General features: G+C 50.8%; 25 protein-coding genes. 10 read left to right on the forward strand and 15 right to left on the reverse strand.

Annotated elements, in window-relative coordinates; all coding sequences use genetic code 11:
* Window positions 1–31 precede the first annotated feature (31 nt).
* The 3 genes from queC to AB9H23_RS06035 form a co-directional block, all read right to left on the reverse strand.
* Window positions 32–703, reverse strand: a complete 672-nt coding sequence (gene queC / locus AB9H23_RS06025) for a 7-cyano-7-deazaguanine synthase QueC (RefSeq protein ID WP_321211082.1) — start codon at window positions 701–703, stop codon at window positions 32–34.
* A 121-nt stretch (window positions 704–824) separates the two neighbouring features.
* Complete coding sequence (larC, locus tag AB9H23_RS06030; RefSeq protein ID WP_370004507.1) at window positions 825–2,036, reverse strand: nickel pincer cofactor biosynthesis protein LarC; 1,212 nt, start codon at window positions 2,034–2,036, stop codon at window positions 825–827.
* 16 nt (window positions 2,037–2,052) lie between these two features.
* Window positions 2,053–2,385 carry an MJ1244 family protein gene (locus tag AB9H23_RS06035; RefSeq protein WP_321211084.1) on the reverse strand — a complete coding sequence of 111 codons (333 nt, stop codon included), beginning with the start codon at window positions 2,383–2,385 and terminating at the stop codon, window positions 2,053–2,055.
* Window positions 2,386–2,502: 117 nt separating this feature from the next.
* Between AB9H23_RS06035 and cobZ the strand changes: the two genes are divergently transcribed.
* From cobZ to upp, 4 genes are read left to right on the forward strand one after another with little or no spacing between them, the layout of a single operon-like run.
* Window positions 2,503–3,345: an alpha-ribazole phosphatase CobZ gene (gene cobZ / locus AB9H23_RS06040; protein WP_370004508.1), complete on the forward strand. Its 843-nt coding sequence runs from the start codon at window positions 2,503–2,505 to the stop codon at window positions 3,343–3,345.
* Between the two features lie 12 nt (window positions 3,346–3,357).
* Entirely contained in the window at window positions 3,358–4,101 is a 744-nt protein-coding gene (gene cobS / locus AB9H23_RS06045) for an adenosylcobinamide-GDP ribazoletransferase (RefSeq protein ID WP_321211086.1), read from the forward strand.
* Between the two features lie 26 nt (window positions 4,102–4,127).
* Window positions 4,128–4,688: a tRNA (cytidine(56)-2'-O)-methyltransferase gene (locus AB9H23_RS06050; RefSeq protein WP_321212169.1), complete on the forward strand. Its 561-nt coding sequence runs from the start codon at window positions 4,128–4,130 to the stop codon at window positions 4,686–4,688.
* A complete protein-coding gene (gene upp / locus AB9H23_RS06055) occupies window positions 4,663–5,298 on the forward strand; it encodes a uracil phosphoribosyltransferase (protein WP_370004509.1) in 636 nt (211 codons plus the stop codon). The genes AB9H23_RS06050 and upp overlap by 26 nt, the downstream gene beginning before the upstream one ends.
* A gap of 86 nt (window positions 5,299–5,384) precedes the next feature.
* Here the strand turns inward: upp and AB9H23_RS06060 are convergent, their stop codons facing one another.
* From AB9H23_RS06060 to rplJ, 4 genes are all read right to left on the reverse strand, one after another.
* On the reverse strand, window positions 5,385–5,882 hold the full coding sequence (locus tag AB9H23_RS06060) for a fumarate hydratase C-terminal domain-containing protein (RefSeq protein WP_370005966.1): 498 nt from the start codon (window positions 5,880–5,882) through the stop codon (window positions 5,385–5,387).
* A gap of 107 nt (window positions 5,883–5,989) precedes the next feature.
* Window positions 5,990–7,135: a tyrosine decarboxylase MfnA gene (mfnA, locus tag AB9H23_RS06065; RefSeq protein ID WP_370004510.1), complete on the reverse strand. Its 1,146-nt coding sequence runs from the start codon at window positions 7,133–7,135 to the stop codon at window positions 5,990–5,992.
* A 40-nt stretch (window positions 7,136–7,175) separates the two neighbouring features.
* Window positions 7,176–9,446 (reverse strand): phosphoenolpyruvate synthase, encoded by a 2,271-nt coding sequence (gene ppsA / locus AB9H23_RS06070; protein ID WP_370004511.1) that lies wholly within the window; start codon window positions 9,444–9,446, stop codon window positions 7,176–7,178.
* 55 nt (window positions 9,447–9,501) lie between these two features.
* Window positions 9,502–9,984 carry a 50S ribosomal protein L16 gene (rplJ, locus tag AB9H23_RS06075; RefSeq protein WP_013296292.1) on the reverse strand — a complete coding sequence of 161 codons (483 nt, stop codon included), beginning with the start codon at window positions 9,982–9,984 and terminating at the stop codon, window positions 9,502–9,504.
* A gap of 169 nt (window positions 9,985–10,153) precedes the next feature.
* On the opposite strand from rplJ, the gene AB9H23_RS06080 reads away from it, so the two are divergent.
* The 4 genes from AB9H23_RS06080 to AB9H23_RS06095 are packed head-to-tail and all read left to right on the forward strand — an operon-like array spanning window position 10,154 to window position 13,165.
* Window positions 10,154–10,972 (forward strand): AAA family ATPase, encoded by an 819-nt coding sequence (locus AB9H23_RS06080; protein WP_370004512.1) that lies wholly within the window; start codon window positions 10,154–10,156, stop codon window positions 10,970–10,972.
* Window positions 10,969–11,214, forward strand: a complete 246-nt coding sequence (locus tag AB9H23_RS06085; protein ID WP_160322982.1) for a KEOPS complex subunit Pcc1 — start codon at window positions 10,969–10,971, stop codon at window positions 11,212–11,214. Before AB9H23_RS06080 ends, AB9H23_RS06085 begins: the two co-directional genes overlap by 4 nt.
* A gap of 38 nt (window positions 11,215–11,252) precedes the next feature.
* Window positions 11,253–12,794 (forward strand): serine--tRNA ligase, encoded by a 1,542-nt coding sequence (serS, locus tag AB9H23_RS06090; protein ID WP_370004513.1) that lies wholly within the window; start codon window positions 11,253–11,255, stop codon window positions 12,792–12,794.
* A 14-nt stretch (window positions 12,795–12,808) separates the two neighbouring features.
* On the forward strand, window positions 12,809–13,165 hold the full coding sequence (locus AB9H23_RS06095; RefSeq protein WP_160322980.1) for a hypothetical protein: 357 nt from the start codon (window positions 12,809–12,811) through the stop codon (window positions 13,163–13,165).
* Here AB9H23_RS06095 and AB9H23_RS06100 read toward each other — a convergent pair.
* The 4 genes from AB9H23_RS06100 to AB9H23_RS06115 all read right to left on the reverse strand — a co-directional run bounded on the left by AB9H23_RS06100 (window position 13,162) and on the right by AB9H23_RS06115 (window position 16,278).
* The gene (locus AB9H23_RS06100) at window positions 13,162–13,890 is read right to left on the reverse strand and encodes a sensor histidine kinase (protein ID WP_370004514.1); all 729 of its coding nucleotides are present in this window, start codon (window positions 13,888–13,890) and stop codon (window positions 13,162–13,164) included. The two genes, AB9H23_RS06095 and AB9H23_RS06100, sit on opposite strands and share 4 nt — an antisense overlap.
* A gap of 50 nt (window positions 13,891–13,940) precedes the next feature.
* Window positions 13,941–14,306: a hypothetical protein gene (locus AB9H23_RS06105; RefSeq protein WP_370004515.1), complete on the reverse strand. Its 366-nt coding sequence runs from the start codon at window positions 14,304–14,306 to the stop codon at window positions 13,941–13,943.
* Window positions 14,307–14,458: 152 nt separating this feature from the next.
* Entirely contained in the window at window positions 14,459–15,190 is a 732-nt protein-coding gene (locus tag AB9H23_RS06110; protein ID WP_160322977.1) for a peptidylprolyl isomerase, read from the reverse strand.
* Window positions 15,181–16,278, reverse strand: coding sequence for a nucleotidyltransferase family protein (locus tag AB9H23_RS06115; RefSeq protein ID WP_370004516.1), 1,098 nt, complete (start codon window positions 16,276–16,278; stop codon window positions 15,181–15,183). Before AB9H23_RS06115 ends, AB9H23_RS06110 begins: the two co-directional genes overlap by 10 nt.
* A 46-nt stretch (window positions 16,279–16,324) precedes the next feature.
* Here AB9H23_RS06115 and pyrC point away from each other — a divergent pair, with 46 nt between their 5' ends.
* Both pyrC and AB9H23_RS06125 read left to right on the forward strand, forming a co-directional pair.
* Window positions 16,325–17,614 carry a dihydroorotase gene (pyrC, locus tag AB9H23_RS06120; protein WP_370004517.1) on the forward strand — a complete coding sequence of 430 codons (1,290 nt, stop codon included), beginning with the start codon at window positions 16,325–16,327 and terminating at the stop codon, window positions 17,612–17,614.
* A gap of 66 nt (window positions 17,615–17,680) precedes the next feature.
* A complete protein-coding gene (locus tag AB9H23_RS06125) occupies window positions 17,681–17,860 on the forward strand; it encodes a CooT family nickel-binding protein (RefSeq protein WP_370004518.1) in 180 nt (59 codons plus the stop codon).
* Window positions 17,861–17,999: 139 nt separating this feature from the next.
* On the opposite strand, the gene mcrA is transcribed toward AB9H23_RS06125, so the two are convergent.
* Genes mcrA through mcrB form a run of 4 tightly spaced genes read right to left on the reverse strand, consistent with a single transcriptional unit; the run spans window position 18,000 to window position 22,311 of the window.
* On the reverse strand, window positions 18,000–19,661 hold the full coding sequence (gene mcrA, locus AB9H23_RS06130) for a coenzyme-B sulfoethylthiotransferase subunit alpha (protein WP_370004519.1): 1,662 nt from the start codon (window positions 19,659–19,661) through the stop codon (window positions 18,000–18,002).
* On the reverse strand, window positions 19,661–20,458 hold the full coding sequence (gene mcrG, locus AB9H23_RS06135; RefSeq protein WP_370004520.1) for a coenzyme-B sulfoethylthiotransferase subunit gamma: 798 nt from the start codon (window positions 20,456–20,458) through the stop codon (window positions 19,661–19,663). The genes mcrA and mcrG overlap by 1 nt, the downstream gene beginning before the upstream one ends.
* Before the next feature lie 15 nt (window positions 20,459–20,473).
* Entirely contained in the window at window positions 20,474–20,959 is a 486-nt protein-coding gene (gene mcrD / locus AB9H23_RS06140; protein WP_370004521.1) for a methyl-coenzyme M reductase operon protein D, read from the reverse strand.
* Between the two features lie 20 nt (window positions 20,960–20,979).
* A complete protein-coding gene (mcrB, locus tag AB9H23_RS06145) occupies window positions 20,980–22,311 on the reverse strand; it encodes a coenzyme-B sulfoethylthiotransferase subunit beta (protein WP_370004522.1) in 1,332 nt (443 codons plus the stop codon).
* Between the last annotated feature and the right edge of the window lie 369 nt (window positions 22,312–22,680).

Raw genomic sequence — 22,680 nt, forward strand, 5'->3', positions numbered from 1 at the left:
ATAATAAGCCTCCAGTGTGAGGGGCAACCCTCTATTCAAGGTATTCTGTGGGATCCTCAACACCTGCAAGTTTGAAGGCCCTCCTCCTCCTCATACAGGACTCACAGACACCACAGTGGACCTCACCTCCACTGTAACATGAGTAGGTCAACTCGAAGGGCAGAGCCAGATCAGAGCCAACCTCAACGATCTCCCTCTTGGTCATTCCTATAAGTGGAGCCCTCACCTCAACACCCCGGAGCGTACCTATACCCAACAGCCTGTTGAATGCATCAAGAAACTCTGCAGAGTTATCAGGAAAGGTATCGGCCTCCTCAAGGTCCCACCCCACTATAACTGCATCTGCATCCAGGGCCTCTGCAAAGGAAACACCAATAGCTGTAAAGACTATGTTCCTCCCGGGTACCCAGACCCTCCTTGCCGTCTCAAGGCACTCCTCCCTGTCATCAAGATCCGCTGGTGAGGGTATTTCACCCCCCGCTGTGAGGGCGGAACCACCAAGCCTTCCAAGCCAGGGGAGTTCAATGGTTGTGTGCTCAATGCCAAGGTGCTTTGCAAGTTTCCTGGCGTGTTCAATCTCCATTGAGGCACTTCTCTGGCCGTAATCGAATGTTAAAGCGTGGATCTCATATTCAGATGCTAGCAGTGCTGTTGCAACTGCAGAGTCCATGCCAGCTGATAGTATGCTGATAGCCCTGCTCATTTCAGACCTCCCCATCCCTTATGTTTTACCAGTATGCTGATCAACCTAATCATCAGAAGCCTCCCTGTGTTCTACCAGTATGCTGATTGAGATTATCACCTCAGGCCTCCCCACCATTACTTTATTTTCCATTCTTATCCTCCATGAAGTTTCTGAACTGTTTCTCGGCCATTTCCATGACATCCCTTAGGGGTATTCCTGTCTCGAGTGATATCCTCCTTGCATCCTCGTATTCTATCCTTGCATTCACAACCCTTGAGCCCAGGAGGCCCACCTTGAACCTGGCCATTCTTCTCCCCTTTATATCAACCTCGACCTCCATGACTCTCCTCTCAAGGACGCCCCTGTGAACCTGGGGAAATATCCTCACACCAAGGGTTCCTGTCTCAGAGAATAGGCGTTTGAGTATCATTTCATGGTCATTTTCCCTGCATATAACCCTTATTAACTGTCCTGGACGGTTTTTCTTCATTATAACCGGTGTGAGTGTAACGTCAAGGGCCCCTGCATCCATGAGGCTCTCGAAGAGGTTGCCCAGGACCTCCCCGCTGAGGTGATCCACGTTGGTCTCAAGTAGCGTTACCGTGTCATGGTGCACAGCCTCTGAGCCCCTCACCACCCTCAGGACATTCGGGAAGTCAGGGTCCATGTCCCCTGCCCCGTAACCTGTGGCCTGGATCTCCATTGGAGGGTAGAACCTCCTGTATCCCCTCACCATGTTAACAAGGAGCGCGGCCCCTGTGGGGGTTGCAAGTTCCATTTCAACCGGGCCTCCAGTCACAGGAAACCCCCTGAGTATCTCAACGGTGGCCGGTGCAGGAACAGGTATCCTTCCATGGGCGCCATTCACTGTACCTCCCCCAACCGCCACAGGTAGCGTGTAGACCGTATCCCTGTGGAGGTTGAGGTCAAAGTAGGCGAATACAGACCCCAGGACATCTGCAACTGCATCGGCAGCCCCAACCTCATGGAAGTGGACCTCATCCAGTTTCACGCCATGCACCGTGGCCTCTGCCTGTGCCATGGTATGGAAGACCGCCCTTGCCATTGACAGCATCTCATCGTCAATGCCAGGATGGCTGATCCTCTCAAGGCGCTTTAAAAATTCCATGTAACCTATGCTGAGGGAGTCGTCTGCCCTCACATCCACGTGGGTTGCCCGGAGGCCTGACCTCTTAACCTCTGACACCTCCACGCTGGCCCCGCCGAAGTGGGATGCTGCCTCCTCCATGACCTCCGCTGTACGCTCAGGGTGGGCCCCCAAGTCCATGAGGGCACCCACCATCATGTTACCTGATACCCCTGCAAGCTGGGGGTCTATGACCGTTACCATTCAAGCACCGTTCTGATCACTCTGGTGGTGAATTGACTATTATTCTCCTTATGGGTATCTCTATTATGGTGTACTTCTCATCAGCAAGTTCCCTGCTGAACCTCGCCACAATGGGGTCAACGAGCTCCTCGTCAACCACCGAGCATACCAGGACCGCGTCCCTTGCATAGTCGTGTATGAGTGAGATTGCTGACTTGGGGTCCTCCTTGATTGAGAATCCCCTCCACTCCGTTGGGGAGACGCCCTTGTATTCAACTATGTAGAAACCTGTGACGCCCTCATCTGCCAGTATGTTCATGACGCGGCCCAGGTTCTCAACCTCCACGAATACCCGTAGATGCACCTTCATTAATATCACCCTATATAGATATGTGGTGTGTAGATAATAAATCTGATGAGGAATAAAATGATGCCGATACTGGTGTCTAGATAATCTCACTAAGAAGAATGGTGCTTATATCTGAAGGTGAAACCCTTGAATGAAAAGTTAAATCTTAACGGTGCAGAGGTTGTAATCGAATCTGATCTTGTGAGGGTAAGGGCAGAATCCGGGCTTGTGGCTGCCTCCAGAACCATCAGCACATCCACTGAGGTTACCCTTGAACTTTCAGGGCCCCCCGAACTTGCATGTGCAGGTAACGTGCTCTCGGTATTCTCTGCCGGAGATTTCCTCCACGTCCTCGTGGTGTGTGGGGAGCAGTGCGGTGACCGCATACTGGAAATCCTGCAGCTTGCTGTAAGGGAGGTAACATCGGCCCTGGGGTTACTCGCAGAAATCCTGGAGCCCAGGGTAACCGTGGTCTCCATGCCTGGTGATGGAGGGTTCAGTGCCCCTGACCTGGAAAAGTCCCTGAGGCTTTCATCTCAGAGGTTACTCCTTGAGGGCCCAGGGGTTGAGGAACTCCTGGAGCTGCACGGTGTGACAGCTGAGGCCATGGTCGATGCGGGTATGGAGCTCGTGGTTGGAGTTGAGGTCACAGATGAACTGAGGGAGAGGCTGCGTTCCGAGATAAGCCGTGCGCTGGGGGACCTGAACGTTTGTGTGCTGCTTGCCGCGGCACTGCATATGGAGGATGACATCAGAAGAAGGAGGCTGCTTGGAGTTGACCTCACAGATGACCCGGCCTACCTCTACAGTGATGAGGTGATAGGCATGGCGGTTGCCAATCAGGTGGCGGGCACCAAGGCAATATTCAACTTCAAGCGCTACGATGAGGAGAAACCAGGTGTGATAGGGGAACTCGGACCCATGGTGGATGATGCAGTCGCTGGACTCATAGCAGGCTGCATGTCAAGGCTTTTTGAGTGATGGTGGTTTTTCATGGATTTTCTGAGGAAATTCGCTGGTCTCATATCATTTTCAACCATATTCCCGGTGGGTTCAGAGGCGACCGTTGAGGAGATAGCCTCCCTCACACTCCACTGGCCACTTGTGGGGGCCCTCATAGGTGTCATTGTGGGTTCAGGAGGTCTTTTAGCATCCCTCATACTCCCCTACCCGGTGGTTGCCTGTGCCGCATATGCCCTTGCCATATGGTTCACCGGCTTCCACCACCTTGATGGCCTCATAGACATGGGTGACGCCCTCATGTCCCATGGGAGCTTCGAGAGGAAGATAGAGATAATGAGGGACCCCCGTATCGGTACCGGTGGACTGGGACTCCTCATTATGGTCTCCTCACTGACAGTGGCATCAGTATATTCCCTTCCATCAGATATCATATTCCAGGGCCTTTTAATTTCAGAGGTCTCTGCAAAGATATGCCTTACAGGGTGTGCACTGGTCTCAAGGCCCCTTGACAGTGGCACAGGGAGGCACTTCATAATTGCGGCCAGGAGCCCCCTCATAGTTCCCGTGTGGTTCCTCTGGTCAGCTGCAGCCTACCTGTTACTCGGGATCCCGGGGGCTCTTGGTGTTGCCGTGGCCGCTGCCTCGGGAGTATTCATCGGATTTACCGCGAGGAGAAACTTCTACTGGAGCACGGGTGATGTTCTCGGGGCCTCAAATGAGATTGGGAGGATGATGGGTCTCCTGGGGATTGCTGCAGCCATCCAGTTAACATGATTTTATACTGATTTATGGAGGTCATTATAATGGATATCAGGGTTTTAAGGTTAGGTCACAGGAAGTCACGGGATGCAAGGATCACAACACACGTGTGCCTCACCGCAAGGGCCTTCGGGGCATCTGAGGTCATACTGAGTGGTGAGGAGGACCCGAAACTCATGGAGGGCGTTGATGATGTTGTTAAGAGGTGGGGAGGACCCTTCAGGGTGAGTTACAGGAGAAACTGGCAGGGAGTCATTGAGTCCTGGAAGCAGGTGGGAGGGGAGGTGGTGCACCTCACAATGTACGGTCTCCCTGCAAGGGACGTTATACCCGACCTAAGGGAAAGCCCAGCAGGTAAACTCGTGGTTGTCGGGGGCGCCAGGGTCCCCGGGAAGGTCTACAGGCTTGCAGATTACAATGTTGGGGTGACGAATCAGCCCCACTCCGAGGTCTCATCCCTTGCAGTCTTCCTCCACATGCTCCTTGATGGAGGCGAATTCGACCTCAAATTTGAGAACCCCATGATAGAGGTTGTGCCCCAGGCCCACGGAAAGAAATTGATTGAGAGGGGAGGTGATGCTGATGCTCAGGGTGATAGATAACCTTGTTGTAAGGGAGATTCTAACAGGTATAAGGAGGAAGGGGATTGACCCCGCCAGTTTCAGGAAGGGCATATCTAATATAGGCCTCTACATGGCCTATGAATTCGCAGATACCCTCAGTTGGCGTGAGGTTGATGTTGAAACGCCACTGGGGGTTGCCTCAGGTGTTGAGATCACAGATAGAAACAGGATCGTTGTGCTGAGCATCCTCAGGGCATCACTTCCATTCACAGAGGGAGTTATGAGGGTTTTCCCTGAGGCAGAACAGGGAATAGTCGGGGCCTGCAGATCAGATGATCCTCCCTTCAATGTTTCAGTCGACTACCTGAGGGTCCCTGAACTGGATGGTAAGATAATGGTGATAGCAGACCCAATGCTTGCAACAGGTAACACGATTATGGGGATCCTCGAGTCCCTTGAGGCATACGGAACACCTGAGAGGACCGTCCTCTTCAATGTCATATCCTCAAGGCCGGGCCTTGAGAGGGTTCTTGAAATGGATATGGAGGTCTACACCTGCAGTGTTGAGGAGGAACTCAACGACAGGGGCTACATAGTCCCGGGGCTGGGGGATGCAGGGGACCTTGCATTTGGAAGGCCATCAGAATAGATAACAATAAAATGGGTGGTGATCCTAACATCCCAACCACCAGAACTGATCCCAGACAAAAAAATAATGGGTTTAGTGACTGATCATCAATCGTAGACTGACCTTCCGCCGGCTGCCGCCACTATGCCGGGTATCCCCTCCACCTTGAGCTCAAAGATGGCCTCCATGCCCTCTTCCTCAAATGCCGCAACTCTTCTTGATTTAATACGGCTTGTGAGGAGTGCTGCAACGGGTGGTGTTACAATGAAAACCGCCCCGGCATCACCGAGTGCCCTCACGGTTTCATCCCTAAGTTTTCCCTTACCTATGTGTACCAGCACCCCCCTCGATGCCAGGTAGGGCATGCTCTCCTCTATGTCCTCCTTGTTGCTGCTTGTGGGGGCTATTCCAGCGGGGCTTACTGCTGTGTGCATTATCGCAGCACCCCCCACATCAAACGGCTCCTCACCCCTCTTAAGGGCAGCCACAAGTTTGGGGAGCGCCGCGTCCCTTCCAGTGTATATGATACCATCTATGATAACACGGTCCCCGGGACTGAGCCCCTCAAGTTCCCTTCTCGTTGTTGGTGTAGATATCCTCATAATTACTACCATCCAGAGTCATTTAACAGCTGCAGATATCCTCATAATCACCATCAAGAACACATGAGTTCCAGATCTTTAATATCCATAGAAATATCAACTTTAATCTTCTAAATAAGGGTTTTAAGGTCCTCGAGGAATAGTTCAATGTGCTCCGCCTTGATGTGGGGCATGACAACAACCCTTATGGCTGGTGGGCATGCTGATACAGAGACTGCCCATCCCATCTCCTCGAGTCTGGAGGCAAGTTTCTCTGGACTCATGGATGGGTGATTGAATGCGACTATGTTGAGTTCCGGTTCAATTACCGGTTCATAGCCCAGATCCCTAAGGCCCTCATTCAACCTGGAGGTCACCTCCATCACCCTCAGGGCGAGTTCACGGTACCCGCTGCGGCCCATGTGCCTGAGGACCGCCCATGTTGCAGCTGCAGAGGCCCCAGTCCTTGTGCCAACTATCGTTGACTGCTGCTTCTCTGTGAGGTAGGGAGTCTCTATGCTCATGGCGTCCAGATAGGTTTCGTCCCTGAAGAGTATGCAGCCACTGGGTATCGGGGCAAGGCCCATCTTATGGGGGTCTATGGTGATGGATGAGACACCAGGGAGTTTAAAGTCAAATTCAGGGAGTTCAAAACCAGCATCCCGTAGGAAGGGTATTATGAATCCCCCGAATGCTGCGTCCACATGGAGGTGAATGCCCTCCTCAATGCAGATATCTGAGAGCTCAGCTATGGGGTCTATCCTCCCAAGTTCAGTTGTCCCTGCAACCCCAACTATGGCCACGGTATTATCTGATATCATCTCCCTGACAGACCCCACATCGACACGGTAGTCCCTATCCAGCTCCGCCTCCCTGAGTTCAAGACCCATTATATCCGAGGCCTTTCTGAAGGAGAAATGGGCGGATTTAGGGACTATTATCTCGGGCTTATCCGCTCCGGCCATGTTCCTGGCAGCCCTCATGGCCATGAGGTTGGCCTCGGTGCCCCCTGTTATTATGTGGCCCGCTGCAGCGGGTTCCGATAGGAGTTCCCCAAGCATCCCTATAACGCGGGATTCAAGGTCCCTGGTTCCTCTGAAAAGACCGGGGTCGCCAAGATTGGACTCCAGGAAGTCACAGTAAACCCTCCTTGCGAGGGGGTGGGATGATGTGCACATGGATCCAAGTATTCTGCCTGAGGTGTAGGTCATGTCCCTTGACCTGAATTCCTCAAGAAGTTCGAGGACCCTTTCCTCGGGGAGGCCCTTTTCATCCATTTTTACGCCCAGAAAATTAATTTATATGTGAAAAAAGGTTTTAAAGAAGTTTTCTTGCCGCCTTAAGGAGGAGTCTCTGTTCTGCCCTTGCAACGGTCTTCCTCACCTCGGCAACGGCATCTGTGTTGGCGGATACACTGCTTATCCCGAGCTCCACCAGTTTCTCAACTATACGTGGTATGCTTCCTGCCTGGCCACAGATACTGGTTTTGACCCCTGCCTCATTGCATTTCTTTATAACCCTCTCAATGAGTTTGAGGACCGCCGGGTGGCCCTCTGTGTAGAGGTCTGCCACGTGTTCATTGTTCCTGTCTATTGCAAGGGTGTACTGGGTGAGGTCATTTGTACCGAAGCTCACAAAGTCGACACCCTCTGCAATGAAGTCCTCGATTATAAGTGCGGCTGCAGGTGTCTCCACCATGATACCGAATTCAACGTCCCTGTGGGGCTTAAGGCCCGCCTCCTCTGCTATCCTCTTGGCCTTCCTGAGTTCATCAGGGTGCTGTACGAGGGGTATCATTATGCCTATGTTGGTGTAGCCCTGCTCATGGAGTTTCTTTATGGCCCTGAACTCTGCCCTGAGGATCTCTGGCTCATCCAGTTCCCTGCGTATACCCCTCCAGCCCAGCATTGGGTTGTGTTCGTAGGGTTCATTCTCACCACCCTCAAGGGTTTTGAATTCATCTGTGGGCGCGTCAAGGGTCCTGTACCATACAGGGCGTGGGTAGAACTCATCTGCAACCTTGAGGATGTTCTCTGCGAGGATCCTCACAAGTTCATCCTCACGTCCGTCCTCAATGAATTTCCTCGGGTGGACGCCTGTTGTGAGCATCATGTGCTCGGTCCTCAGAAGTCCAACACCATCTGCACCTGTTGCCGCGGCCTTCCTTGCAGCCTCAGGCATGCTCACGTTAACCTTGACCTCAGTAACTGTGAGTATGGGTGACTCGACGGTGACAGCCTCCTGGGCAGACTCCTTCTTCTCCTCCTCTACGACGCGGCCCTCGTAGACGAGTCCCTTGTTACCGTCGATGCTGACAACCTGGTTTTCACTGAGAACCTCGGTTGCATTGCCTGTACCCACAACACAGGGTATTCCAAGTTCCCTTGATACAATCGCGGCATGACAGGTGACACCACCCTCATCGGTTATTATACCGCTGGCCCTCTTCATTGCAGGAACCATGTCAGGGGTGGTCATGACCGTGACGAGGATGTCACCGAGCTGTATCTTATCCAGTTCATGGATCTCCCTTATTATCTTGACCTTACCTGATGCAAGGCCGGGGCTTGCCCCGAGGCCCTTGAGTATCACATCCTTCGATTTAACCTCTCCTTCCTCCACGGCTTCTCCGAGGGTTGTTATGGGCCTTGACTGTAGCATGTAAACCTCCCCATCCATTATGGCCCACTCAGTATCCTGTGGTGAGCCATAGTGTTCCTGTATCCTTCTGCCCATCTCCGAGAGGGCGGCTATCTCCTCATCAGAGAGGACCCTCTTATTTCGAAGTTCAGGGGGGACCTCCTTTTTTACTGTCCTGCCATCCTCCCTTGTGAACATGACGTTCTTCTCACCGACGGTGAACTCAAGGAGTTTGCCTGTGCTCTTATCAACCCAGTAGGTGTCAGGGGTCACTGAACCTGAAACCACAGCCTCACCGAGACCCCATGAACCCTCAATGAGGATCTTATCCTCCCCGGTTGATGGGTGGACGGTGAACATGACCCCTGCCTTTTCAGCGTCAACCATCTCCTGGACAACAACCGCTATGTAGACCCTGGAGTGGTCGAAGTTGTTCTCCTCCCTGTAGAAGATGGCCCTGGCCTCAAACAGGGACGCCCAGCACTTCCTGACATACTCCATGACATCCTCGGCACCCCTTATGTTAAGGAAGGTGTCCTGCTGACCAGCGAATGATGCCTCAGGGAGGTCCTCTGCTGTGGCTGAGGAACGTATGGCGACGTAAACATCATCCTTTCCTATCCTCTGGCAGAGTGCATTGTATGACTCTATTATGAGTGTCTGTATATCCTCGGGTATCTCTGTGGATGTTATTATGTCCTTTATCTCCTTAGAAACCCTCTGCAGTTCCTTTGTATCATTGACGTCAAGGTTTTCAAGCATGTCCATTACAATGGGCTGAAGTCCCGTGTCTGTCATGAACTTGTCATAGGTTGCCGCTGTCACCACGAACCCCGGGGGAACAGGTATGCCTGCCTGTGTAAGTTCACCCAGGTTTGCACCCTTTCCGCCAGCGATTCCCACATCATCCTTACCGAGTTCCTCAAAAAACGCCACATACTTAACCATTTTATCCCCTGAACTAGTTGGTGTCATTAAAAATGTGAATGTGAAAAAAATAGAATTATTTTACCAGTTCCTCGCCCCTGTCAATCACAATCCTGCATGGAACAGGGAACTTCATTGCAGCCCTTCTGAGGGCCTCCTTGGCATCCTTGAAATTCTTCTTGTTTGTCTCGATTGTGATTATCTTCTGGTTCTTCTTAACAAGGGCCACTGTACTCACTGGTTTCCCGAATGCCTTCCTCATACCGTCCTGGACACGGTCAGCCCCTGCCCCTGTCGCCATGGGGTTTTCACGGACTATGTGGTGGGGGTAGACCCTTATCTTAAGGTGGTAACCCATCCTACCGGCCTTCCTCTGCATGTAACGGTTTGAGGCTATCCTGGCTGCCTCCAGGGCATTGTGGGTTATCTGGGTTGGTGCCTTAACAGCAACGCTCAGTGAAATCGGGAATTCAGCTGAGAGGTTACCCATATCATATTGAACTATCTTTGAACCTGGAATCTTCTTGATGTACTCTCTTCTTGTGTATGCACGAACCATAAATAATCCTCCTGTAATCATGTCCATGAGAATAACTATGAAATGAGTATCTCGGTAACCATTAATAAATATTGTCTTGGAAGCCAAACAGTTAATAGATCCAACCTGAAAAATATAAGGATACATATAATTAGCAGGGATGGTTTTTAAAAGTTTCCATGGTGTCATCATGAAGATAGCCATAACCGGTAAGGGTGGGGTGGGCAAGACAACCATAGCCGGCACCCTGGCCTGCATATTCTCCAGAAAATTCAGGGTCTTTGCCATTGACGCCGACCCCGACATGAACCTTGCATCCAGTATAGGCATAAAAGAGGAGATAACACCCATATCCCGTATGAGGGATATTATAAGGGAGCGCACCGGAGCGGAGCCAGGGTCATCCTTCGGTGAGGTATTCAAGCTCAACCCCAGGATAAGTGACCTTCCAGATTCACTCTCCATCCAGCACCCCAGGAGACCCAACCTCAGGGTGATGGTGATGGGCACCGTGGAGCATGGTGGCGACGGCTGTGTCTGCCCTGCCTCGGTGCTCCTCAAGGCCCTGCTCCGCCACCTGATACTCAGAAAGGATGAGATGGTGATCCTTGACATGGAGGCTGGAATAGAGCACCTCGGGAGGAGGACCGCAGAATCCGTTGATCTGATGGTGGTGGTCGTCGAACCCGGCCTCAAATCACTTGAAACAGCATCCAGGATAAAGAAGCTAGCGGCCGATATCGGGGTTAAGAGAATAATGGCCATAATCAACAAGGTATCAGGCAAAGAGGATGAGGAATTCATGCGTGAACGGCTGGAGGCAGCTGGAATTGACGTGCTTGGCTGTGTACCTGCAGATAAGACCGTCGTTGTGGCTGATATGGGGGGCGAGCCCCTTGCCATGCACCCAGAATCAGCTGCCTTCAGGGCCATAATGGAAATCTCCGGGAGGATAGTCTCCATGGGAGATAACTTAAATGAAGATGCCCGACTGAGGGATAATAAATGAGGATATCAGTAACCATAGAAGCAGAATACGAATCAGAGGATGAAGCGGGGATAGTTATGAAGGCGCTTGAACCCGAAAACAGATCATACGTTGAATCTGAAATTGACGGATCAACAGTAAGGTTCACCATGGAATCAGATTCCATTGGAACAGCCCTGAACACCGCAGATGACCTCATATTCTCGGTCATGGTAGTTGAAAATATGATGGGTGTCGGGTCAGAAAATTCAGAGGATAAATGAACTCAGATTTAATCAAGCTTATAGCATATGGTGATTGGATGAAGTTCAAACTTAAGGGAATAATAAAACTCAGTAAAGAGGTTCCAGAGGCAGAGAAGGACATTGAAGAGTTCCTGAAAGAGGCTGAAAAAGACATTCTCAGGAGGGGAGTCCCTGACGGCCAGGAGAGGGAGGCTTCACATATAAAATCATGGAAGCTCATGGGGGACACCCTGAAACTTGAAATGGAATCAGGGAGACGTGTAAGGGCCCATGATGGTCTTCTGAGACTCAAAAAGCCCCTGGGACAGCTCCTTGGGCCCCGTTACAGGGTCGGTGTCAGGGGTGTTAATGTGGAGGACTACACACTTGAAATGGATGCCCGGGGAGTATCAGAAATCCCCGGCCTCAGGGAGCTGCCATTTGTGGAGGATGCAGATATCTCAGAGGGCACCATAAGGGTGAGATTCCAGCCCCTTGATGAGTCAGAGCTCAGGAAACACGTCGTGGACAGGGTTGTGAAGCACGCCCTCAGCCTCGTTGAATCCTCACAGGACCTCACAACCAGGGTCACAAGAGCAACCCCCGGTGAGATAGTTGCAAGAAGCGAAAAAAGGGAGTTCTTCTTTGACGGAGACCCCACAGAGGAGGCCATGAGGCTCGGGTGGGTTAAGAAGTTTCCTGGACGTGGACAGTGGTTCTACGGGCCCCAGATAACCGCCCTGCACCGTGCCCTGGAGGAGTTCCTCATTGAAAGGATAGTGAAGCCCCTGGGATTCGTTGAGTGCCTCTTCCCGAAGCTCATACCCCTCGATGTTATGAACAAGATGAGGTACCTTGAGGGCCTGCCTGAGGGGATGTACTACTGCAGCGCCCCAAGCAGGGACCCTGAAACCTTTGAGGAGTTCAAGAATGAACTCATCATAAACAGGGAGGTGCCCATGGACCTCCTCAAGAGGGGTCTGAAGGATCCCGGGTACGTTATTGCGCCGGCCCAGTGCGAACCATTCTACCAGTTCCTCTCACATGAGGTGGTGAATGTGGATGACCTCCCCATAAAGTTCTTTGACAGGAGCGGCTGGACCTACAGGTGGGAGGCAGGGGGAGCCAAGGGCCTCGACAGGGTCCATGAGTTCCAGAGGATAGAACTTGTATGGCTGGCAGCACCACGGGACACCGAGGAGATACGCGACCGCACCGTTGAACTCTCATATGACGCCGCCGATGAACTGGAACTTGAATGGTACACCGAGGTGGGGGATGACCCATTCTACCTTGAGGGCAGAAGGGTTGAGGAGAGGGGAATAGAGTTTCCCGATGTCCCCAAATATGAGATGAGGCTCTCACTGCCAGGGCAGGAGAAGGGAGTGGCAGTTGTATCTGCCAATGTCCACGGAACACATTTCATTGAGGGATTCTCAATCAGGGAGGCCCGTAACATGAACATATGGACTGGATGCACGGGTATAGGTCTTTCAAGGTGGATATACGGTTTCCTGGCCCAGAAGGGCTTTGATACTGAGAAATGGCCAGAGTTCATAAGGGAGCGGGTTGAGGGTGTTGAGGCTCCCCGTATAATTACCTGGCCCGGCAAGGACTGATCTGAGGTGGTCATTTGAACTGTGACAGGCACCCTGAACGTGAAGGTGTGGCATCATGCATAATATGCGGGAGGATACTCTGCGAGGAGTGCCGTCTGAAGCTTGGAGGGAAGAATTACTGTGAGAGGTGTGCTGATAAGCTCTTCAGGGAGCGGGTTGAGTCCGCTGAAGGGGAAAGGAAGGGAATGGGTCTCGGGGTTAAGATACTCATTGCCATCCTCATAATACTGGGTATCCTTGCTGTTCTATCATACCTGATTTACAGTGTGTACCTTGCACCATACTATGGCAGCCCTGAAAACGTGCTAGGGATACTCATGAATGACCCTGAAAGGATAATCAGATTCCTGGGAACAAGGATCTCCACTTAAACCCTCCAGGGGTAGCTGGGCTCCCTGAACTCTATCAGAAATGATGTGCCCTCCCCCGACTCAAATTTGAGTGTCCCGTCAAGCTGCCTCACAAGGCCCGCCACAAGATTCAGGCCAAGACCTGCGTTTTCCTCCAGGCTGAAGCCCTCTGGAAGGCCCCTCCCATTATCACTGACCCTGAGAAGGAAACCATTAGAGGTATCCTCAAGGGATACCCTGATGGTTCCCCCATCATCGAATGCGTGTCTCAGGCTGTTTGATACAAGTTCATTTAGAATGAGTCCCAGTGGAACTGCCGTCTCAATTTTGAATTCAGCCTCACAAATGTCCGCCTCAATCTGGACACTGGACCTGTACATGTCGCGCAGGTAGGACAGGAGCCTCTCTGTGTACGATGCAAAGTTCACTGTGCTGGCCTCTGGATTGGAAAGGAGTAACTCATGGACCAGTGCCATGGCCCTTATCCGAAGCTGCAGAGCCCTCATGAGTTTACAGGAATCATAATCCATTCCCCTTGCCTGTAGGTTTATGAGGCTTGAGATGATCTGAAGGTTGTTCTTGACACGGTGGTGGAGTTCTGATAGGAGTGTTCTGTTGGCCTCAAGGGACCTTCTTGCTTTCTCCTCGGACCTCTTTATATCTGTGAGATCCTCAAAGATTCCCAGAGAACCCCCATCAATCCTTCTTATAAGTACCCGTATCCATCTATCCCCCTGCCTTATCATGAACTCCCCCTGAGTTTTTCTGACAGCTGCAAGGTCCCCGTGGAGTTCACCTATAATCTGTTATCTGCTGGTTGCCTGAAAATCTCCCGGATGGTGGGGTTAGACTCAAGTATCCTTCCATCGGCATCCATGAGGACAACACCCACAGGGAGTTCCATGAAGAGGGACCTGAACTTCTTCTCACTGATCCTCAGGGACTCCTCCTTATCGCTCAGTGCCCACAGGTAGAGGCGCAGAACCGCGAAAAGAAAAAGTGAGGTCAGGATTATGAAGAGGGACCCCTTGATGATTGAAAGCCGAACAAGAGCCTGGGGCTGCGCTATGAGAGAGAGGATGTAGTCTGATGAGAGTATCCAGAGAATGCTGAAGATTGCATAATAGAGTGATATCCTGAGTGCGTCTCTCTGGGGATCCATATTATATTGTTCTCTTCAGGGGTCCTAATAATTTTTGGAAAAAGTGAGTTATCGTGAACCCATCAGTGGAATAAAAATAGAATCAGCAATTCAGTTTGATGAATTTAAGTTCTGTACAAGAATCAATCAAGTATTTGTGGATTCTGAGGAAGTTATTCCTCTGAATCCTCATCTTTCTCCTCTTCCCTTTTCTCAAATACATCGGCAAATTCAACCTTGGTGACACCCTCAATGTTCTCCCAGATGTCCTTCGCTATCCTGAACCTTGTGAGGGTAACATCCATGTAGGGCCTGTTATCAAAGCGTGTCATCTCATCCATGCAGATCCTCACGCGCCCATCATCTATTTCAACCTCTGTTTTGTCGATGTCCATGTTCTGGGATGGGTAGTGGAGCTGTATCATGCTCTTTACCTTCTCAACATCATCGGTGATTATCTCCTTAACCCTTAAATCGTATTCGAGGGTTTTGCCTGCAAGTTCATGGTTGAAGTCCACCCTCACGCGTCCACCTGAGACATTGAGGACCCTGCCCTCATGTCCCTCAACAGTCAGGGGCATCCCAGGGTAGGGCTTTATTCCCTGCCTCTTGAATTCGCCCATGGGTATGAGCTGGACAAGTTTTGGGTCCCTGTTACCGAAGGCGTCCTCTGGTTCAATCTCAACGTGTTTTTCCTCGCCTTCCTCCATTCCGATAACGGCCTCGTCAAGACCCTTTATGAGGTGTCCTCCTCCAACAACGACTGGTATGGGGCCGAAGGTCTTCTTTATCTGAAGTCCTGCCTCCTTAGCCACTTCCTCGTCTGTTGTGTCAAAGACCTCACCGGTCTCCTTGACCTTACCTGTGAATTCGATTTTTATAAAGTCTCCTTTATTCACTGCCATATCTCTAGCCTCCTGTGTGGTATTCTATCCTTAAATTCTTCAAGGATCTCTTTATCCTTAAATGCAAGAATTCGAATTACAGATGGATAATTTTCTATATATTTATGGACCAGTCCCTTATGAACCTTTGCCTCAAGGACCGAGATTATGCGCTGCCTGTGGTGCCTGCTGAATGATGGGGGTATGGCGGCCTCAACATCGGCAAGTGAACTGTATGGTCTTTTCCTTACGATTGCAGATGCTGTTACCTCATCGAAGAGGTTGAGATCCTTAAGTTCCCCAATTTCAAGGCTGTTTGCAGCTGTGAGTATCTCGGTTGAGAGCCTCAGATCATGCAGGGGTGCCCTCCCCTCTGAGATTTCCCCTTCAAGGACCTCAACCGTCTCGGCGGGAAGCATATGTGCGACTTCCCCAATTTCGCCCCGGGATACCGCATCCCGTATTCTGGTTCCGCTCACACCCTCAAGTCTTTTTATGAATATGAACCTGTTTCTGAAGTTGAATCCGATCTTGCCGAGGGCCCCTGCAAGGGATGCTATGACATAGTTGTCCTCCTCAAGTTTACCCTCAAGTACGGTCTCAGAGGTGTCAAGGTCCACTATCCTGTAGGGCCTTGGCACAACCCTGTGGCCCCTTCTGATCCTTTCAAGGACCTCATCAAACCCATCAACCGGCCTGTAGCCGCGGGGTATCCAGTCAGCATCGAGGGCCCTGAACATCCTTGCAAGGCAGAGAGAATACTGGCCAGAACCCATAACACCCATTGGGGGGCCCTCAACCACTATATCAGCCCCTGCCCTGATGGCTATCTCTGCCCTTGCCTGGCGGGTCATTATGTAGGGGACGCCCCTCCCGCTCCTCTCAAGGGGTCCCGGTATTATAGCCACAAAGAGGGCGCCAGGTCTGAGCCTTTTTGCCTCCATCATGCAGTGTCTGTGGCCCCTGTGAAAGGGGGAGTACTCTGTGAAGTCTGCCATGATCCCTGGTTCAGATGCATGGTCCCCGTATTCCGGTTTATCAATGGCATCCGCCCTGATGAGTTCAAGGTCCCCCTCAATTATACTCCTGAGAAATTCCTCTGAAGGCATGTTAATTAATATAAAGCCATGGGTAAATAATTTAATGGATGATACCATGCCAGTTGACCTCTTCCTTGAAAATTGCAGAACCGAGAGGGGAACCTTCAATATAGGTGTTGATGATGGACGGATAGTGAATATAACCCGTGGGAGTATGGATGCCTCTGAGAGGATTGACCTCAGTGGTTATCATGTGCTCCCCGGGCTCATAGATGCCCACGTGCACTTCAGGGACCCTGGACTGGAGTACAAGGAGGACTTCAGGACCGGTTCGATGGCCGCTGCCCGTGGGGGCTTCACCACGGTCATTGACATGCCAAACACGTTGCCGCCCACAGATAATGCATCCGAGTTTAAGAGGAAGATAGGGATAGGTGAGCGTAAGAGTATGGTTGATTTTGGACTCCACGCCGGCTACTCTGACCCCTCAGAGGTTGAGGAGATACTCCAATTTGGTCCGGCCTCATTCAAGGTCTTCATGGACTCCATTACCATGGGTAATGTTAATGTCCTCTTCAGAAGACTCAGGGAACTTGGATCAATGGTGCCCATCACCCTGCACTGTGAAAACCGTGAAATAATAATGCATTCCTGTGAAAATCTTGGGGGAGTGGGGGACCCCTACGCCTACTCACTGGCAAGGCCACCCCTTGCAGAGGAGGTTTCGGTTGCAGAGGCGACGGCACTCGCATGTCATTACCGGCACCCTGTCCACATATGTCACCTCAGCACCAGGAGGGCCCTGCGGTTCATTGAACCCTTCAGGGAGTATGTGACCTGCGAGGTTACACCACACCACCTCCTCCTGGACTCAGGGTATCTGAGGAGGTTCGGTAATCTTGCAAAGACCAATCCCCCACTGAGGTCAGCTGAAAGCGGATTATCCCCAGGGGATCTTCCTGATATAGATATAATTGGAACCGATCATGCCCCCCATACACTCCCTGAAAAGGAGATGGGTGTCTGGGAGGCGCCTCCAGGCATACCAAACCTTGAGGTCGTCCTCAGAGTGCTCCTTACACTGGTTTCAGAGGGCAGGATGAACATTTCAACCATAAGGAGGATGCTTGCTGAGGGGCCGGCAAGGATCTTTGGACTGGGTTCCAAGGGATTCATAAGGGAGGGGATGGACGCTGATTTCACTGTTGTGGATCTGAGGAGAGAAGGAGAGATACGTGCCGATGAATTCTACAGCAGGGCCCATTACACACCCTTTGAGGGTTTCAGGTACCTGGGGGATGCTGTGATGACCATTGTCCGTGGGGAGGTTGTTATGGATGATGGTGAGGTCCTTGAGGGAAGGGGAAGGTATATGGCATGCCACAACCAGAAAGAACATGATTAATAATGAAAAAATTTATATCTGATAATAAAGATACCCCAAACCTCAATACATATGGATGGTGAAACAATGTGTGAATCAAACCTGTACTCAGAAGACGGTGAACTCCTCATGGAGGACGTTATACTAATTGAGGTCCTTGAAGATGGAATCAAAGCAACGGATGTCCTCAACTCAACAAGGAAGTTTGAAGGAAAACTCACAAGGCTGGACCTCGATAAGCACAGAATTTACATAAAACAGAAATAACAGTTTTCCTATTTATTCAATAGGTCCATAACCGCAATAAAGATCAGAACCAGCTTAATTTTTAAACTTTCTAAATACAGAGGTCCCTATCGTAATTTCTGAAACTTATTTTAAAAAATAAAGGGGTTTTATGCTGGAATTATTTTCCAGCTGGTATGATGAGGTCCCTTTCACCCTCTGGCATGAACTCCCTGAGGGCACCTGCTGCGATTGACTTCCTTGGTGATGTGAAGTCAAAGGAGAGGTCCTTATCTGCAAATGCAACCTTTATGAGTGGGTTTGTACAGAAGGCGTCTCCCCTTGCAGCGTGTGGTGCCTGGGCTATACCGGCGTACTCTGGCTGGTGTCCCACGTTCATTGCGTAGTTTGGATAGTTAGGTCCACGGAGTTCGTGTATGAGTCCCTCGTCGCTCCTGATTGAGAGTGAATTGGATGCTCCGCACTGGTCCTGCAGGTCGTAACCGTAGAATCCGAGCCTGCTGTGGGCCTCCTTGTGGAGTATCTGGCTGAGGTACCATCCGTTGATACCTGCGTTTGAGTTTCCGGTTGCGAAGGCTGTGGAACATCCTGCTGCTGCGGCTGCAACAGCTGCCCTCTGTGATCCTCCAAAGTGGTCCTCGAGGAGTGTTGGGTATTCCTCGTACTGTTCGAGGCTGTAGAGTGTGACCTCTGTTGAGATGTCCCGGACCACGTCCATTGTTGGTTTTGTTCCGCAGATGCCGTACTTGTCATCCACGTACTCCATACCGTAGTAGACAAAGTCGTCCAGGATGTCGTCGGTGTAGGCTGCTGTTGCGTACTGTGTGAATCCAACACCACCTGACATGTAGGATCCGAGCCATACCTGGTCGTAGAGTGCTGCTGCGCCGGCTATGACCTCAAGTGAAACGTTTGCAGGGTCATCTGAAACCCTTGAGGTCTGGACTATGTCAGCAAATGTTCCAAATGCCACTCCACCTGGCTCGTTTGGTCCCCTTGCCCTCCTTGCAGGCATTATTGTACCCATCTCTATAACGTCTGCGTGTTTTGCAGCGTATGAGAAGTCAGCGATTGCTGCTTCACCTGCGCAGAGTTTGTAGGCGGATATGAAACTCATACCTATCTGCATTGCAGACCATCTTGAAACTGTACCACCGTCACAGGTCCTCACGACTATTGTTGGGACCCTGTTAACCTGGTAGGTCCTGTTTCCAATGTAGCTTTTGAGCTGCTCGGCCTGTTCTTCAGGGAACTCCTTGTTTATGTCTATGAGTATCCTCTTGTCCAGTTCATCTGCCAGGTTGTCATCACCAGTGAATATCTTGGCGTAGCAGTCCTCCACGAGTCCTGGGTGGACCTCCACCATGTGCTCCTGGACCACTGCACCGCCCGGGAGGGCGTGGTTGATTGCCTCCATGTACTCGTTGATGGTCTCGGGGGTTACCTCCACACCCAGCCTCTTCTCAAGGACCGCGTGTGCTGTGTCCATACCCACTATGACTGTCCTCTTTATGTCGTCCACCATCTGCTGGATGGCTGCGTTGTTCACGAAGTGGAGGTCGTCACCTTCAACGTAGGCGTCTGTTCCTGAGACGCGGTATGCCATGAGTTTCCTCTGACCCAGCGGGACACCTATGTCAGGGTTGTAGAATGGTATTCCGCCCCTCCTTTCAGCAGCCTTCTTGGCGTACTCTGTGAATTCTTTTTTACGTGCGGACTGTTCCCATCCGCCGAAGCAGTAGAAGTTTGTGTATTTTTCGTCAGGGTCCTCCCCCTCAAACTTCTTCTTTAAAGCCTTAAGGAATAGTTTCTTTTCATCCATTAATCATCACCTAGCCTTTTTCTTAGGTCATCCTTGAATACGTCCATACCGAATCCGCCAAGGGTACGGCCGGTGTGTATGTTTTCAACAACTTCAATTGCCTCTTTATCATCCCTCATAGCGATGTTATCCTTTCTGTAGATTGTGGTGATATTCTTGAGTTCATCCTCACCGAGGGGCTGGCCCATGTCCACTGGCTCGTCAAGGGGCCTTCCAACCTGGTCCTTGACGTAGACCACGTGGCCCTTCTCCTCATCAAAGACGTACCTCTGGAGGGCGTCGAACATGAGACCGTTTTCATCGAGTCTGAGGGAGTGTCCGTGAACTGTTGCACCCCTTATACCTGTTGTTGCGGGATCAAAGAGTTCTGTTTCAACCAGTTCCTTTGAGACTCCCTCAAGGTCCAGTTCCCTCATTTCAATGACCTGCCTTCCTGAGAGTGTACCTGTGTCAACACCACGGTACCTCCACATGTAGGTCCTTGCCCTGTCATAGGGCTGGGCAGGCGCATTGTACATGGAGTCTGCGAACTGGATGTACCTGACCCTCACACCTTCCTTTGCACCCTGTATGGGTTCAACCATGTCCCTGACGATGTCCTCCTCAAAGTCCATCTCATCCAGTGGTGGGTGCACTGACTTGTAACTTTCACCAGGGTTTCTGTGTCCCAGGACCTTGACCAGGTCCTCGTCTGATACTTCCCTTAATTTACGGAATTCGTAATCAGGGTCCATGTGTTTTCTTCTGTTTTCAGCTATCTGGGTTTCTCCAGGAGTGTACTGGGCTTTGTAAGACATATCATAACCTCACAATCATTTTATGTTAACAACAGTGTCCTTCACCCTTGAACTTGGATCAGCCATACCTATTATCCTGGGATCGATTTTGTCCTCAAAGTTGAGACCGTATTTGAGGTAATCGGATATGGTGATGTCCTTCTTTGTGAAGGCACCTATGAATACCTTATAGGGGCAGGGGAGCACTTCCTTCAGGATTTCATCGATTTTATCCATGTTCTCCTCCAGGGCCTCCGGGAGTATCCCCACTATGACCTCACCGACCTTAACGCGGAGTTCAACCTCCTCTCCACGTACCCTTATCCTTCTCCGGTCGCTGTGTTTAACCTCTGTGCCCCTGGCCGGTCCATAGTACACCCTGTCGGGTATGGATGGTCCATGAACCAGTACCCTGACTATACCTTCAAGATCGTATATGCTGTTCAGCAGTTTTTCAACGGTTTCGGGTTTCAGGAGCCTCTGGGGGAATATCTTAACATCGACGAATCCTGTTCCGGGCATTTTAAACTCCCCGTTTCAGCCTATAACTGGTCCTTTATCTCTGCAGCACCTTTTGCGACGTTGACTATTGGTTCTCTGAAGTAGTCTATTTCGCTGTAAACGGATCCTATGAGTCCTGATGTCTTCTCAACTGAGAACATCTGTGTTCCTGCGTCAAGACACATGGCTGCAGCCACACATGGCAGGGCGAATCCCTTACTGTGCCTTGTTACGACGTGGTTTCCGTGGAATATACCTGGACCTCCTCCACCGTAGATGGAGTGGCTGAAGAATGAGAATCCTACTGCTGTACCCATGGCCCTTCCGAAGTCCACGCCTGGAAGTCCTGTCTCGTATTCAAGTATGTCGTTGTAGTAGAGTACTGTTGATGCAACGCCCTGGGCTGCCCTTGCTGCTCCCACGTTGACTATTGTTGCTGCAAGGAGTCCTGTTGCTGCGTATGCATTCCAGAGTGCCCAGTCGGCTGGTTCGTAGACCTTGTAGCCTGAGTTCATCTCCCTGGCCACTTTAACGACTCCGTCCTCAACTGCCCTCTCCACCAGTGAAGCTATCACTGTACCGACTGTGCCCTTACCGTTCTCCTTAACCAGGTCAAAGAGAAGGTTGTTGGCGTTGAGTCCCTGGTATGCAAGTCCAAGGAGGTGCATCCTTTCGAATGCTCCGACAGCGTCACCTGTTTCGAACATTGCTGTCTGTTCGAGTATGGATGATAGTGCTGATGCGTTGAGTGTGTTCTTTCTTGTGATGGCAACGACGTGGTTTGCCATTATGTTCCTGAGACCGTATCCGAGTCCCTCGAGGAGCACAGGTGGTCCGAGCAGTGTTGAGAGGTTGGCCCCTGTGAAGTCCACTGTCTGTGGGTACCTTCCCATTACAGCTGTTTTAACTGCATTTGCATCGAACATGTCCACGTCGAATTCGTCGATGATTGCCTGTACAACGGCTGCACCTGTTACAAGTGCTGAGACAGTGTAGTCTGCTGCTACACCCATCCTTGTTGTTGGGACCTGCACCAGGATCTGCTGGCCGTTGTTTATGAGGCGTATGTTTGTGTCGTCGTCCTCTGAGGTCTGGACGAGTTTTTTGACCTTCTCAGCGATTGCCTCTGCGTTTTCAACGATTGGCAGTTCAACTTCCCTTCCAGGGATGAAGTTGGACTTTCCTCCAAGGGCTGCCTTTTTGAGGCTTCCCTCAATTCCGGCGAGGTTCACTGCAACTGACCTTTTCACGTCGCTTACCAGGTTTGCTATTGTCGGGTTTTTAAGGGGGCTTATGGCTTCAAGAGGAACATTCTCCTCAAGGAGCTTACCATCTGCCCCATAGAGATCTATTCTGTCTTCATACATTGGCATGGTATTCACACCTCTTGGTTTTTATTTGTTTATTAATAAAATTTATTAATTTATTATTGAATGTGAGGGGGTTATGGAATCAGGGTTTTAAGTGATTTAAGAGGGTTCCATGGTCTTAACAGTGTTCATCTCAGATTCGATGTCTCGAAATGGGCCTTCAGGTTATACCGAAGTTCATCCTCCAACCTCCAGAGCATAGCTCATTATAGAACAAGCCATACTGCACATATCGGTATTAATCTGTATTAATCCAGATATAACCGCTTATGCTTCATTTTCTGGACATCTATGACTCTATTGAATAAGAAAGAAGGATAATATAAATGTTTTCAAAAGAAAAAAAAGAAAAATTTTAAATATGAAAAATAA

The sequence above is a fragment of the Methanothermobacter sp. KEPCO 2 genome (assembly GCF_041228365.1).
In the GTDB taxonomy this organism is placed as follows: domain Archaea; phylum Methanobacteriota; class Methanobacteria; order Methanobacteriales; family Methanothermobacteraceae; genus Methanothermobacter; species Methanothermobacter marburgensis.